Source organism: Salinimicrobium xinjiangense DSM 19287 (assembly GCF_000423585.1).
Lineage (GTDB): Bacteria > Bacteroidota > Bacteroidia > Flavobacteriales > Flavobacteriaceae > Salinimicrobium > Salinimicrobium xinjiangense.
Window position 1 is genome coordinate 154,615 of record NZ_KE384056.1, and the last position, 12,977, is coordinate 167,591.

The 12,977-nt window shown below is 39.4% G+C and carries 16 protein-coding genes; all 16 read left to right on the forward strand.

Annotated elements, in window-relative coordinates:
• The first annotated feature begins 115 nt into the window (after positions 1-115).
• The 16 genes from G564_RS0116180 (at position 116) to G564_RS0116265 (ending at position 12,942) form a co-directional block, all read left to right on the forward strand.
• The gene (locus G564_RS0116180; protein WP_029038572.1) at positions 116-595 is read left to right on the forward strand and encodes a TlpA family protein disulfide reductase; all 480 of its coding nucleotides are present in this window, start codon (positions 116-118) and stop codon (positions 593-595) included.
• An 18-nt stretch (positions 596-613) separates the two neighbouring features.
• Positions 614-2,263: a DUF6029 family protein gene (locus tag G564_RS0116185; protein ID WP_029038573.1), complete on the forward strand. Its 1,650-nt coding sequence runs from the start codon at positions 614-616 to the stop codon at positions 2,261-2,263.
• An 84-nt stretch (positions 2,264-2,347) separates the two neighbouring features.
• Positions 2,348-2,962, forward strand: coding sequence for a fumarylacetoacetate hydrolase family protein (locus tag G564_RS0116190; protein ID WP_029038574.1), 615 nt, complete (start codon positions 2,348-2,350; stop codon positions 2,960-2,962).
• Complete coding sequence (locus tag G564_RS0116195; protein ID WP_029038575.1) at positions 2,959-3,297, forward strand: Hpt domain-containing protein; 339 nt, start codon at positions 2,959-2,961, stop codon at positions 3,295-3,297. Before G564_RS0116190 ends, G564_RS0116195 begins: the two co-directional genes overlap by 4 nt.
• A complete protein-coding gene (locus G564_RS0116200; RefSeq protein WP_029038576.1) occupies positions 3,297-4,547 on the forward strand; it encodes a competence/damage-inducible protein A in 1,251 nt (416 codons plus the stop codon). The genes G564_RS0116195 and G564_RS0116200 overlap by 1 nt, the downstream gene beginning before the upstream one ends.
• A 1,310-nt stretch (positions 4,548-5,857) precedes the next feature.
• Positions 5,858-6,097, forward strand: a complete 240-nt coding sequence (gene rpmB / locus G564_RS0116215; RefSeq protein ID WP_029038579.1) for a 50S ribosomal protein L28 — start codon at positions 5,858-5,860, stop codon at positions 6,095-6,097.
• 27 nt (positions 6,098-6,124) lie between these two features.
• Entirely contained in the window at positions 6,125-6,307 is a 183-nt protein-coding gene (gene rpmG / locus G564_RS0116220) for a 50S ribosomal protein L33 (protein WP_029038580.1), read from the forward strand.
• A gap of 7 nt (positions 6,308-6,314) precedes the next feature.
• Positions 6,315-6,467, forward strand: a complete 153-nt coding sequence (locus G564_RS20220) for a DUF4295 domain-containing protein (RefSeq protein WP_084625668.1) — start codon at positions 6,315-6,317, stop codon at positions 6,465-6,467.
• Between the two features lie 130 nt (positions 6,468-6,597).
• A complete protein-coding gene (gene ftsY, locus G564_RS0116230; RefSeq protein ID WP_029038581.1) occupies positions 6,598-7,554 on the forward strand; it encodes a signal recognition particle-docking protein FtsY in 957 nt (318 codons plus the stop codon).
• A gap of 12 nt (positions 7,555-7,566) precedes the next feature.
• On the forward strand, positions 7,567-9,237 hold the full coding sequence (locus tag G564_RS0116235) for an amidase family protein (protein ID WP_029038582.1): 1,671 nt from the start codon (positions 7,567-7,569) through the stop codon (positions 9,235-9,237).
• Positions 9,238-9,240: 3 nt separating this feature from the next.
• A complete protein-coding gene (locus G564_RS19510; RefSeq protein ID WP_051205556.1) occupies positions 9,241-9,519 on the forward strand; it encodes a hypothetical protein in 279 nt (92 codons plus the stop codon).
• A 255-nt stretch (positions 9,520-9,774) separates the two neighbouring features.
• Positions 9,775-10,245, forward strand: coding sequence for a hypothetical protein (locus G564_RS0116245; RefSeq protein ID WP_029038583.1), 471 nt, complete (start codon positions 9,775-9,777; stop codon positions 10,243-10,245).
• 76 nt (positions 10,246-10,321) lie between these two features.
• Positions 10,322-11,050 carry an ankyrin repeat domain-containing protein gene (locus tag G564_RS0116250; RefSeq protein WP_029038584.1) on the forward strand — a complete coding sequence of 243 codons (729 nt, stop codon included), beginning with the start codon at positions 10,322-10,324 and terminating at the stop codon, positions 11,048-11,050.
• 80 nt (positions 11,051-11,130) lie between these two features.
• Positions 11,131-11,553: a membrane lipoprotein lipid attachment site-containing protein gene (locus G564_RS0116255; RefSeq protein WP_156879277.1), complete on the forward strand. Its 423-nt coding sequence runs from the start codon at positions 11,131-11,133 to the stop codon at positions 11,551-11,553.
• Positions 11,554-11,706: 153 nt separating this feature from the next.
• Positions 11,707-12,621: a DUF6263 family protein gene (locus G564_RS0116260; RefSeq protein ID WP_029038586.1), complete on the forward strand. Its 915-nt coding sequence runs from the start codon at positions 11,707-11,709 to the stop codon at positions 12,619-12,621.
• Between the two features lie 48 nt (positions 12,622-12,669).
• A complete protein-coding gene (locus G564_RS0116265; RefSeq protein ID WP_029038587.1) occupies positions 12,670-12,942 on the forward strand; it encodes a hypothetical protein in 273 nt (90 codons plus the stop codon).
• Positions 12,943-12,977 lie beyond the last annotated feature (35 nt).

The following is a 12,977-nucleotide window of genomic DNA, read 5'->3' on the forward strand; positions in this document are numbered from 1 at the left end:
AATTTAAACTAAAATTTTATAATAAATTAAATTTTCCTAAAATTATTACACTAATTATTAGGGAGTTAAGAGTTTTATGTATAAATTTCTTTCTTAAATTTTTTAAAAAAAGAGAATGAACAAGTGGTGGAGCCTGATTTTTTGTTTCGTAATTCAATACGGCTTTTCACAGGCCGAGATGCCGCAATTTGTTTTAAAAGATCTTGAGGGAAAGCAGGTTGATCTGCAAAAAATATCTGAAGAGAAAACAGTTATCCTTTCTTTATGGGCTACCTGGTGTGTACCCTGCATCAATGAATTGGAAGCTATTACTCTCCACTATGAAGATTGGCAAAATGAATTTGACCTTCAGCTCTATGCCATTTCTATAGATGATCCACGAACCGTTAACCGGGTACGCCCTATGGTAAGGGGGAAAGGCTGGAAGTACAAGGTGCTGCTGGATACCAATAATGACCTGAGAAGAGCCCTGGGTGCGGCAACTGTTCCTTTAACCCTGGTTGTGAGAAATAATAAAATTCTGTACAAACATTCCGGTTATTCTCCCGGATCTGAAGATATTTTGTATGAAAAACTGCTGGAATTTTCCCGATAACATCATTAGGGACCGGGTATGAGGAAAACTCTTTATTTCGTCATGCTTCTTTACCTGCCATTCCTGGCCTTCTCTCAGGAAAACCTAAACTTTTATGGCAGTCTCGAATCCAATTCTCAATGGTTACAGGATGATGAGGAATTAGAATTCACGGCTCCTCCCGAAAATTTCCGATCAAATAATTATTTCACTTTCAATTTTGAATATCAGGGTTTCACGGCGGGCCTGCAGTATGAAGCTTATCTCCCCACTCCCTTACTCGGTTACGATCCCCGGCTGGAGGGAAATGAAATTGCCTCTTATTACGCAGGCTATAAAAATGAGATTTTGGATGTGACAGCAGGATATTTTTATGAGCAGTTTGGCAGCGGTTTAATTCTGAGGTTTTGGGAGGACAGGCAGCTGGGGATTAATAATGCTATGAAAGGTATAAGATTAGGCTTTAGGGGAATTGAACATCTTGAGCTAACAGCATTATTTGGTGAACAAAGAGTCGGCTTTGAAACATCCGAAGGAACCATTGGGGGCTTAGATGTTAATCTTGATCTATCTTCCTGGGCAGGAGCCGAAGCTTATGATCTCGGTTTAGGTGCAAGTGTGGTAAACAGATTCCAAAATGCAGGAGAATTTGAAAATGTACCTGCTTCTGTCACCGCTTTTTCAGGAAGAGTGAATTTTAATTTCGCTAATTTCTTTTCTGAATTGGAAGCAGTATATAAACAGCCTGATGTTTTGGTGTATAACCGGTCCATAACTAATCAACGGGAAACTTTTGGAGGATCTGCCTGGCTTCTGAATTTTGGATATGCAATTCCCGGCTTCGGAATTAATGCGACTTTAAGAAGACTGGAAAACTTCAGTTTTTATTCAGACAGACTGGCCGAGGGCAATCAATATAACCGCCAGCTTATAAATTATGTTCCAGCCCTCACCAAACAGCATGATTATCTGCTCAACAACATATATGTTTACAGCTCCCAACCACGACTCTTGCTTTTAACTTCTCAAAGACAGGCGGGAGAGATTGGAGCTCAAATAGATCTATTTTTTTCTCTGCCTAAAAAGTCATTTTTAGGCGGGAAGTATGGAACTAAATTTGAATTCAATTATTCAAATTGGGCCGGACTGGACTCAAAATTTGACATTCCTGATAATACCTATACTTCGGAATTTTTTTCCAGAGGAGAGACCTACTTCAGGGAAGTGGGCTTTAGTGTCAGAAAACGATGGAATAAGGAATGGAGCGGGATATATTCCATAACAGATATTAAAATTGATGAGGGGGTAACTATAGGTAGTCCGCTGGGATTTTATTTCATCAATGCCGGTATTGGAGTAATTGAAAACACCTATAGATTAGGAAGAGGTAGATCTGTACGGCTGGAACTTCAGCATCTCTGGACAAAGAATGATCGTGGAAATTGGGCTGGAGGCTTATTGGAATATAATTTTTCCCCAACAATTGGAATTTATGCAGCCGATTCGTGGAATTACGGCGGGGACCCCGCTTTTCATTACTACAATTTTGGAGGAAGCTATTCGCATGGAAGTGCGAGAATAGCATTTAACTATGGAAGGCAAAGAGGAGGGCTTATTTGTATTGGCGGCGTATGCCGTTATGTGCCGGAGAATACCGGTCTCTCTGTGAATCTTCAGTTAAGCTTCTAATGCAGGTCCTTAAAATTTATATCTTTGAAACCGGGAACCAAAAATCCCAGATGAAATAACCAAAAACCTCTATATTTTTCTTTAATGAAAATAATCTGTATTGGCCGCAACTACACCGAACATATCGCTGAACTTAAAAACGAGCGGCCAGAGGAGCCGGTGATATTTTTAAAGCCCGATTCCGCAATTCTTCTTAAGAAGCAACCTTTCTTTATTCCTCCGTTTTCGAACGACATTCATTACGAGGTAGAGTTGCTGGTAAGGATCAACAAGATCGGGAAACACATTCAGCAGAAATTCGCACATAAATATTATGATGAATTAGGACTGGGAATTGATTTTACTGCGAGGGACCTTCAGAAGAAATTAAAGGAAAAAGGTTTGCCCTGGGAAAAAGCCAAGGCTTTTGACGGTTCGGCTGTAATAGGAGAAAAGTGGATCGAAAAATCCCATTTTAAAGACCTTAACAACATTAACTTCAGTCTTGAGAAGAATGCTGAGGTGGTGCAAACAGGCACAACTTCTCACATGTTATGGAAGATTGACGAAATAATTGAATATATTTCGCAGTATTTTACGCTGAAGATAGGGGATGTGATTTTTACGGGAACTCCCGCAGGAGTAGGACCGGTGGCGATAAATGATGTACTCACCGGGTTTATAGAAGACAAACAAATATTTTCAATACAGGTAAAATGAGCAACTACAATTTAGAAGGTGTCGAGGAAATGGCCGGTGGCGACCAGGATTTTGTCAAAGTCGTGGTACAGACCTTTCTCGAAGAAATCCCGCCAGATCTTGAAGGGATGAACCAGGCTATCATTGAAGGCAATGCACCTCAGGCTTATCAATACGCACACAAAATGAAGCCCAATTTTCAAATGTTCGGGCTGGGTCTCATGCCTCAGATAAAAATTATTGAAGAATGGTCAAAGGCCGGAAAAAATGAAGCTGAAGTTCATGAAGCCGGTCGTATTATTACAGATAAATACAAAAAAGCAGAAAGAGAACTGAAGGAAGATTTTGACTTGTAATGACTGCAGAAATTATTACCATTGGAGATGAAATACTTATAGGACAAATAGTAGATTCCAACTCCGCTTTTATTGCAAGGGAGCTTAACCTTATAGGTATTTCGGTTTGCCAGATCACTTCAATTCAGGATGAAAAGCAGCATATTTTAACAGCTTTAAAAGAAGCTTCGGGCAGGGCAGACATAATCATTCTTACCGGGGGTCTTGGCCCCACCAAAGATGACGTTACCAAATATACTTTTTCCGAATATTTCGATGATGAGCTGGTGGTGAATGAAAAGGTGCTGGCGCATATCGAAGAGCTTTTTAAAAAGTATAAGAAAACCCCGATTTCCGATCTCAACCGGGAACAGGCCATGGTCCCGTCAAAAGCCAGGGTGCTTCATAATAAATATGGTACGGCACCGGGAATGTGGATGGAAATGGGAAATAAAGTTTTTATCTCCTTACCCGGCGTGCCTTATGAGATGAATAATCTCATGGAAGTGGAGGTGATCCCAAGGCTTCAGGAAAAATACCACCGACCTTTTATTTATCACAAGACCATTCTCACCAGGGGAGAAGGTGAGAGCGCTATAGCCAATAAGCTTGCCGCTTACGAAGAGAAATTACCCTCACATATCAAACTTGCGTACCTGCCCGATCTCGGAAGTGTTCGTTTGCGTCTCTCGGGAAAGGGGAAAAATGAAGAAGAACTCATTAGTTCTGTAGAAAAACAGGTGGAGGGACTTTATGAATTGTTAGGGGATCTTATCGCCGATGAGCAGGAGGAAGATGAAAAAATCGCGGTGCAGATAAGCAAACTGCTTAGCTCCCGGAAAGAATTCCTTTCGGCAGCCGAAAGCTGTACCGGCGGGGCCCTTGCAGCCGAATTTACCACACACCCCGGAGCATCGGCCTGTTTTAAAGGAGGGATCGTTTCTTATGCGACTCAAATTAAAATAGAAACTCTGGGAGTAAGAAAAGAACTGATTGAAAAATTTAGTGTAGTCAGTGCTGAAGTGGCCGAAGCCATGGCAAAAAATGCCAGAAAACTCTTTAAAACAGATTATGCACTTTCCACTACCGGAAATGCAGGACCTACAAAAGGAGACAGCGAGGCCGAAGTAGGCACAGTATATATAGGTCTTGCCACACCCGAAAAAGTATATTCTAAAAAGTTCCTTTTTGGGAACAGCCGGGATCAGGTGGTGAAACAGACTGTACAAAAATCCTTCGAGATGATCCTGAAGGAAATTACCAAGGATTAAAAGTATTCAAGATTTAAAATTCAGGATTCAAAATTAGTGTTGACGGGAAAAGAATCAGGATCTCTGCGCTGCCAGAATCAAGGATCAAGATTTTCCTTAAAATACCGGGTCAACTCTACTATAGAAATTTCAGTTCTCGAAAATATATAGAAAGAGAGGAAGCCAAACCTGCAAGGTCTTTTTTTAGTCCTTGTAGGTTTTTCTCTTTAAAACACCGATACAAAGATATTTTCTAATTTGCCTGGGAAACTAATATAACCCTGTCAGCGGCTTGAAGCCCTGACAGCGGTTTATTTGGTGGACCGGTTGACGAAAAAACAAAAACAGGTCATTGGAAACGGACTAACCTGCAAGGGTCTTTTTAGTCCTTGGAGGTTTTCTCCTTAAGCCACAGATGCACAGATATTTTTTCAGTAGAAGAGGAAGTTGATGTCTACCCTGTCAGCGGCTTGAGGCCCTGACAGTGGTTTTGCCTTCTGCAACTTTAGTCTGGATTTAACCCTGTCAGCGGCTTGAAGCCCTGACAGCGGTTTAAACAAAAAAATCTGTTCTTCTTCTGAAACCAAGAATGGTCTTTTGGCCTCAAAAATGTCATACTTCATAGGTCTTTACCTGTTCCATTTTTATATTCCGTACCTAAAGGCACGGTTATCACTACGAAAATTTAAATTCTACCGATATGTTGTCCCTAAAGGGACAGGAAAATATGCATTAATCATTATTTTAATTATTTCAGGATAAAAGAATTCAGGTGCTTTAACCAGATTTGTAGCTTGGTATTTTAAAATTTCCCATAATATAAAAAAGTCCCATAGGTTAATATAGGTAGAGGGAAATCGGCCAGTTGGAACCTGTGCCTTTAGGTACAGAATTTAATATTCGACAGGTTTGAATAACTAAGGTTTATCAAATTCAGGTTTATGGGTGATATTTGAAATCCTATTGAAAAAGCAAATCTTCAAATCAGCTCATCTTCAAATCATTTCAGCAATTCTCCTGGCTCCTGGTTCTAAATTTAACCCTGTCAGCGGCTTAAAAGTCCTGACAGTGGTTGGATATAAAAAAACCTATTCTTCTTCTGCTTCAGGCGTTTTGAAAATGCTTCAGGAGTCGGCTTCAGAATTTTTTTTCTTTCGAAGAAATATAAAAGCTTCAGGAAGAGGTGTCAAAAGTGCCATTTTTGGGAGGTTTTTCCGAAGCAATGTTAAAGAGGAGTTTCAAAAAATATTTTTTGTTTCCTTATTGGCTATTAGGTAAAAAAATCGTTAATTTGCAGCCTGTTTTGAAATAACGAGTTAAAGTATAGAGCAATGTCAAGAGTTTGTGAACTTACAGGTAAGAAAGCAATGGTAGGAAACAATGTTTCCCACGCGATGAACAAAACAAAACGTAAATTTGACGCCAATTTGGTTAAAAAACGTTTTTATATCCCTGAGGAAGATAAATGGATCACTTTGAAAGTATCTACTTCTGCAATTAAGACAATTAATAAAAAAGGAATTGCTGCAGTAATTAAAGATGCCCGCGCAAAAGGCTTTTTAAACAAGTAGTAAATCTAATATCTAAGACGCAGTAAAATGGCAAAGAAAGGTAACAGAGTTCAGGTTATATTAGAGTGTACAGAACACAAGACATCCGGAAAACCGGGTACTTCAAGATATATTACAACCAAAAACAAAAAGAACACGCCAGATAGAATGGAGTTGAAGAAATTCAATCCTATTCTAAAGAAGATGACGGTTCATAAAGAAATTAAATAAGTAGGTCATGGCAAAGAAATCAGTAGCAACATTACAGACAGGGTCAAAAAGGTTAACTAAAGCCATTAAGATGGTAAAGTCACCTAAGACCGGTTCCTATACATTTGTGGAAGCTATTATGGCTCCTGAAATGGTAAATGACTTCCTGAATAAAAAATAAGTTATTTCGAATTATTTTAAAGCCGTCCCGGTAGCTATCGGGACGGCTTTTTGTTTTTGTGTATATTTACCTCCGGTGAGCTTCTCTTGCAGGCGGTACCGGTTTGTTTAAATAAAGACCTAATCAAATAATGAGTTTATTTAAAAAAATGTTCTCCCGGGAGAAAAAGGAGAATCTTGATAAAGGCCTCGAAAAATCAAAAAATGATTTCTTTTCCAAACTTGGTAAAGCCGTTGCCGGAAAATCCAAAGTTGATGATGAGGTACTTGATGACCTTGAAGATATACTGGTAAGTAGTGATGTGGGTGTGGGTACCACCGTAAAGATCATTAACCGTATTGAGGAACGCGTGGCCCGGGACAGATTTTTGGGTACAGATGAACTTAACAAGATCCTGCGGGAGGAAATTGCAGCCCTGATGGCCGAAACCAATTCGGGCGAAGCTACTGATTTTTATGTACCTACAGATGTTAAGCCGTATGTGATCATGGTAGTGGGAGTCAACGGAGTGGGTAAAACCACGACAATTGGAAAGCTTGCATATCAGTTTAAGAAAGAGGGTAAAAAGGTAGTTCTCGGTGCAGCCGATACCTTTAGAGCTGCCGCCATTGACCAGTTACAGGTATGGGCAGACAGGGTTGACGTGCCTATCGTGAAACAGAAAATGGGAAGCGATCCTGCTTCCGTGGCTTTTGACTCGGTTCAGAGCGCAGTAAAGCAGAATGCAGATGTGGTGATCATCGATACCGCCGGCCGACTCCACAATAAGGTGAATCTTATGAATGAGCTTACCAAAGTGAAGAGAGTGATGCAAAAGGTAGTGGATAATGCTCCTCATGAAGTCCTTCTGGTGCTCGATGGTTCTACAGGGCAGAATGCTTTTGAGCAGGCCAAACAATTTACCGCCGCCACTGAAGTTACATCCCTTGCCGTTACAAAACTCGACGGTACAGCAAAAGGTGGTGTAGTAATAGGTATAAGCGACCAATTCCAGATCCCTGTGAAATACATAGGAGTTGGAGAAGGAGTGGAAGATCTCCAGGTTTTCAATAAATACGAATTTGTAGACTCTTTCTTTAAAAAATAAACTCCCTTCTCCATGAAAAAAATTTACCTGCTATTCGTTTTTAGTGCCATAATCTTTTCCTGCAAAGTAGATCCCAAACAGGGAGAAACCGAAGTAGCTCCCCAGGTTCGCTGGGAGGCAGAAGATGAAACGGCCGAGCTTGAAGAACAAGAGACTCATGAGGTCGAAAGAATGCGCTTTAAATTGATCAATTCAAAATATCTCGACAAGAACAACATTTGGGCTCCTTTTGAAGCAGATCTCGCAAACTTTTCTTCGGAAAAATATGAAAGGTTGAAGCCAATTGTCCTTGAAAGAACAATTCCTGAATTACAGCGGTCCATAAAGGCAGGAGAACTTACCTATGAAGATCTTACGCTCTTTTACATTTACCGTATCAGGCAGATTGAAAGCGACAACAACAAATCATTAAATGCAGTTATCGCCCTTAATCCCAATGTAGTGGAGGAGGCCAGACAGCTGGATCAAAGGGGCGCACCGGCGGTGAATGAAAATTCCATTTATGGAATGCCAATTCTGCTAAAGGATAATATTAATACGGCAAACATGAAGACCACTGCGGGAGCTTTAGCCCTGGCCGAAAATCAGCCTGTAAAAGATGCATTTATAGTGGATCGCCTGGAAAGACATAAGGCTCTTGTTCTTGGCAAGGTGAATCTAAGTGAATGGGCATATTACTTCTGTGACGGCTGTCCGTTAGGCTATAGTGCCATTGGCGGCCAAACTTTGAACCCCTACGGAAGAAAACAGTTCGAAACCGGTGGTTCCAGTGCCGGTAGCGGAGTTGCCGTTGCTGCCAATTATGCCGTAGCTGCGATAGGTACTGAAACAGCGGGGTCGATACTTTCTCCTGCCTCCAAGAATTCAGTAGTAGGTTTAAAACCCACCATCGGATTATTAAGCCGCACCGGGATTGTTCCTATTTCCAGTACCCTTGACACACCCGGACCCATGACTAAATCGGTAATTGATAATGCAATTTTACTGAATGCTTTAACCGGAAAAGACGTGGAAGATTTCGCTTCTGTAGAAGGAGGAAAGGATTACGTAAAAGGTCTTTCTTCTGGAGCACTTAAAGGAAAAAGAATTGGAGTAATGAAATCTCTCCTTACAGATTCCTTATACAATTCCGCCGTAGAGCAAATGAGAAATGAAGGCGCGGTAATCATTGAATTTGAGGCACCCCGGGTGCCACTTGATAATTTTCTGACCCTTTTAAATGCGGATATGAAGAAGGATATGCAGGAATATCTTTCTAAACAGGCGGGTGAGGAAGTTACCTTCAAGAACGTCGAAGCTATAGTGAAGTACAATGAGAAGGATACTCTGTTGAGAGCTCCTTACGGACAGCAGCTATTTCATAATGTAGTAGCCGATACCACGAGTGCAGAAGAGCTGGAGCGGATCTCTGCTGAACTTGAGAAAAACGGAAGAAGGTTCTTTGACGAACCCATGCAGCAGCATAATCTGGATGCAGTAGCTTCCATGAATAATTACCATGCAGCCTATGCCGCTGTGGCTAAATATCCAGCGCTTGCGGTTCCTGCGGGTCTTGAGAAAACAGGTGAGCCAAAAAGTATCACCTTTATAGTCAAACCTTTTGAAGAAGAAAAACTGTTGCAGATAGGCTATGGCTTCGAACAGCAGACGAATCTAAGGCAGGCACCAAAAAATTACAGGTAATTTATGTCACACAGAAACCTGGTGATCATTACCAAGATCATTCTTTTTTACAGTCTGTTCTATATAGTAATGAAGGCGATTGTGATCTTTGGTGAAGCCTGGCTTATTCCAAATTTACTATTGATGATCCCTTACTTTATTCTGGCCGGCATTGGCTGGATGCATTTAAAGCGGGATGATTACTCCTGGTGGTACGTGGGGATAGGGTCGGCAGTGATCATCCTCACCAGAATCTATGAGAGTCAGTTTTCACTATGGGTGCAGCAGCAGGTGGTTTCCTGAGAATTCATTTTGTGCAAAATATAAAGGCGGTTGGAATTTTTTCCAGCCGCTTTTTTGTTACACAACAATCACCTCCCAAAAATGGCATTTTAGAAGCGCATTTACAACAGCTAATTTTCTGAAGTTTCACCACTTATTTACGGATTTCCGTAATCTTCTTTAACAAAATTTTAATAGATTTACTTTAAGGATAATATTCTTCTCTGTTCTTCCAGAAGAAGAGAAAATAAATGTATTTAACCAAAACTAAACCCAATGAAAAAATCTTTTGTAATCATTGCTCTGGCCTTCGTACAATATTTGTCATTTAGTCAAAACTTCAACCAATTAGCTAATTATGAATTTAAAACCATAGAAAGCTATGAAACAGAAAAGAACAATGTATTAATGGCGGCAAATTTTCTCTTTGAAAATCCTGCGGATCAGGCAGAGCTAAATAGATTAACCTCCATTCAATACATACTGAAATGGATGCAGGGAACACCTGAATATACTTTTGATATTGGGGAGCAGGCTATGGAACTAACAAAAGGGAATCCCGATTTGCTGGGATTATATTTGGCAGCAATGTCAAAAGTTGTTCTGGAAAATCGAGATACGGCATTGAATAAAGAAGAAATCTATACCAGGGCAGAAGAAATATTAGTTGATTATTGTGCTGTTTCCAGTAATAACATGAAGCCGTCAAAAAAAATAAAGAAATTGATCAAAAGCAGGAAGATTTAAATTTATCTGGTTCATTTCAAATGAAATTCCCCGCTAATATATCAAATGCCTCAGTCCAATTTATAACCACCCAAAAATGAAAAATAATTTACTCCTGCTTATTATCCTGATGACCACTTTTTCAGGTTTTTCCCAGAAACTGTACAAAGCAGTAGAAAAGGAAAACCTCTCAAAAGTTGAAAAACTTCTGGCTAAAGGAGAAGATCCAAATGAATTCAGTGAAAATGGTCTTTTCCCTTTATGGAGAGCAACAGCCGATAACAGTTATGAAATAGCAGCATTACTCATTAAAAATGGAGCAGATGTCAATCTCGAAAATAAAGTTCCTCCTGGAAATTCCACTCCCATTATTCTCCCATGTCAGGAAGGGTATACCGAAATTGTCAGGCTTTTGGTGGAGAGTGGAGCAGATGTGAATTATGAAGGCTTCAGAGGATTTACTCCAATAAGAATAGCAGCAAGAAACGGCCATATCGAAATAGTAAAGTATTTGGCCGAAAAAGGTGCTGATATTGACAAAAAAGCCATGGACGGAGCAACCCCTTTAGAACATGCGGCATCTGTAGGTCATTATGAAATTGTAAAGTTTTTGATTGAACAGGGTGCCGATGTTAATAATGTTGATGAAGAAGGTGACTTCCCGGTTGGAGAAGCAGCGAGATATGGGCATACTGCTATAGTAAAGTTGTTGATCGAAAATGGAGCAAATCTAACGCTAAAAAACAAAGAAAATAAGTCCGCGTATGATCTGGCCCTGGAAACAGGTCAAACAGAAGCAGCCGATTTAATTAAGGTTCATTTGTAAAATATGTTGGAAGCATTTTTTAATAGCAGTGAGTGAATCAAAGCGAATTTCAGGAAACCCTGTTTACTAAACCGTTCGAAATGAAAAAGATCCTGTTTTTTCTTCTATTGATGCTTTCTGGTTGCGCAATGAAGAAAACCTTTGACAAGACCGATATTCATACCTATTATCCAATAGGTTCAGAAAATTCTACTTTCAATTATACTGATTCCAATGCTTTTGTGAACCACAAGGACATTTCACGTACAAAGCAAATCAATGGAAAAAGCTATAGTACCCGAATTATAGAATATTCCTGGGGTAAAAAAGTAGAAACTTTTTATAGAATTGAAAACGGTAGTGTTCTTTACTATGATACAAAATCAGAAACCGAAAATTTAATTATGCCAAAAAATCCGACGGTCGGTTATACATGGGTAAATTCGGACCAATCGTGGGAATATGAAATAGTTGAGCTTAACGGTGAATTGGAAACACCGGAAAGAAATATTCAGGTTTGTTAGTTATGAAAGCTCGTCAATTAAAAAACAGAGATGAGACAAAGTTGACCGAATACCTTAATTATTACCAGCGAAACGTGGGTAAAGTTGCAAGTTTCGGGAATGGTGAATTAATGACTTATAGAGCATATTAGAAAGCAGTCAAAAATTTAAATATTGAGAAAAATTTTGCTTTTAGTTTTCCTGGCACTAATCGGTGCAAAACTATCCAATGCACAGGAATTAAAATTAAATCTGTTAATCAATGAGTCGTACTATCACAACAACACGACACATGTAAAGATGACTCAGGATATTCAGGGAGAATTATCTGTGACAGATGCTATCTACGGCGGGAAAATGCGTTTTAAGGTAAAAGAAAAAACAGATTCATTATATCGCCTTGAAATATACTTTCAGACTGTGCACTTTTCAGCAAGTATGGGTGATACTACATTTTCGGCAGATACTGAAAAAACAGATTCCCTGAGTGTCTTCGACCTGATCATGAAAGAAATGACCAAATCACCCTTTGAGGCATCTATTTCCGAATATGGTATAGTTAAAGATGTTGAAATGGAAAATCTTTTTGACAACTTGCTAGGTCTGGATTTGGATATTCCCAAACTTGATCAGGCTCATGCTGTATATACTTTGAAACAGACCTTTGGAGAAAAAGCTATGAAAGGTTCACTTGAAATGTTTACAGCAATATATCCAAAAGGGCCGGTCACAGTCGGTGATGTCTGGAATAATACAATCAGGCTTGAAACCATCTCCGGCGTAACCTTAAACAACCAGTTTGAGCTTCTGGAGAGGGATCAAAACCAAACAATAATTAAAATAAATTCTGAAACTGTATCTGATAAAAATGAGTCATTTACAGAAATGAATGGAGAGTTTTTCAGGATTAGTTCAAACGGAAATATGGTAGCAACCTATATTCTGGATTCTGAAACCGGCTGGATCATAGAATCTGAAATTGTCCAGGAAATAACAGGATTAAATGAAAAAAAATGGAGAGAGGATTCAGCTATTATAATTAAGATCCCTTTTACATATGAGGGCTTAATTAAACTGGAATCTGATTAAACAGCTCAAAAGTTTAGCTACTTAAGAACCTAAAAAAATTAAAGATATATGGGCGGCGAAGGAAGTATGTCTCAGGCGAACCAGAGCCTTAAATACAACAGGGGACAACTGGGCAAGAGAAAATTCAGAGATATAAAAGACCTGATAAGATCTCAATCGGGTAAGACTAAAATCGAATTTGATAAGATTGATCCTCAGGAGTTAAAAAGAATTAAAGAAGAGATCAGGCTTAAAGCTAAGAAAGAAAAAAGGAAGTTAATATTGGCTTTCATCCTATCGGTTATTCTCACAGCCGCATTTTTCACCTTAATTTTACTTTAAAATCAGAATAAACAGACTTCTTCCTTAGCTACTCT

What these genes read in the sequence shown, in the direction of transcription:
- G564_RS0116180 (WP_029038572.1), top strand. Translation starts at nt 116, where the DNA reads ATGAACAAGTGGTGGAGCCTGATTTTTTGTTTCGTAATTCAATACGGC.
- G564_RS0116185 (WP_029038573.1), top strand. Translation starts at nt 614, where the DNA reads ATGAGGAAAACTCTTTATTTCGTCATGCTTCTTTACCTGCCATTCCTG.
- G564_RS0116190 (WP_029038574.1), top strand. Translation starts at nt 2,348, where the DNA reads ATGAAAATAATCTGTATTGGCCGCAACTACACCGAACATATCGCTGAA.
- G564_RS0116195 (WP_029038575.1), top strand. Translation starts at nt 2,959, where the DNA reads ATGAGCAACTACAATTTAGAAGGTGTCGAGGAAATGGCCGGTGGCGAC.
- G564_RS0116200 (WP_029038576.1), top strand. Translation starts at nt 3,297, where the DNA reads ATGACTGCAGAAATTATTACCATTGGAGATGAAATACTTATAGGACAA.
- rpmB (WP_029038579.1), top strand. Translation starts at nt 5,858, where the DNA reads ATGTCAAGAGTTTGTGAACTTACAGGTAAGAAAGCAATGGTAGGAAAC.
- rpmG (WP_029038580.1), top strand. Translation starts at nt 6,125, where the DNA reads ATGGCAAAGAAAGGTAACAGAGTTCAGGTTATATTAGAGTGTACAGAA.
- G564_RS20220 (WP_084625668.1), top strand. Translation starts at nt 6,315, where the DNA reads ATGGCAAAGAAATCAGTAGCAACATTACAGACAGGGTCAAAAAGGTTA.
- ftsY (WP_029038581.1), top strand. Translation starts at nt 6,598, where the DNA reads ATGAGTTTATTTAAAAAAATGTTCTCCCGGGAGAAAAAGGAGAATCTT.
- G564_RS0116235 (WP_029038582.1), top strand. Translation starts at nt 7,567, where the DNA reads ATGAAAAAAATTTACCTGCTATTCGTTTTTAGTGCCATAATCTTTTCC.
- G564_RS19510 (WP_051205556.1), top strand. Translation starts at nt 9,241, where the DNA reads ATGTCACACAGAAACCTGGTGATCATTACCAAGATCATTCTTTTTTAC.
- G564_RS0116245 (WP_029038583.1), top strand. Translation starts at nt 9,775, where the DNA reads ATGAAAAAATCTTTTGTAATCATTGCTCTGGCCTTCGTACAATATTTG.
- G564_RS0116250 (WP_029038584.1), top strand. Translation starts at nt 10,322, where the DNA reads ATGAAAAATAATTTACTCCTGCTTATTATCCTGATGACCACTTTTTCA.
- G564_RS0116255 (WP_156879277.1), top strand. Translation starts at nt 11,131, where the DNA reads ATGAAAAAGATCCTGTTTTTTCTTCTATTGATGCTTTCTGGTTGCGCA.
- G564_RS0116265 (WP_029038587.1), top strand. Translation starts at nt 12,670, where the DNA reads ATGGGCGGCGAAGGAAGTATGTCTCAGGCGAACCAGAGCCTTAAATAC.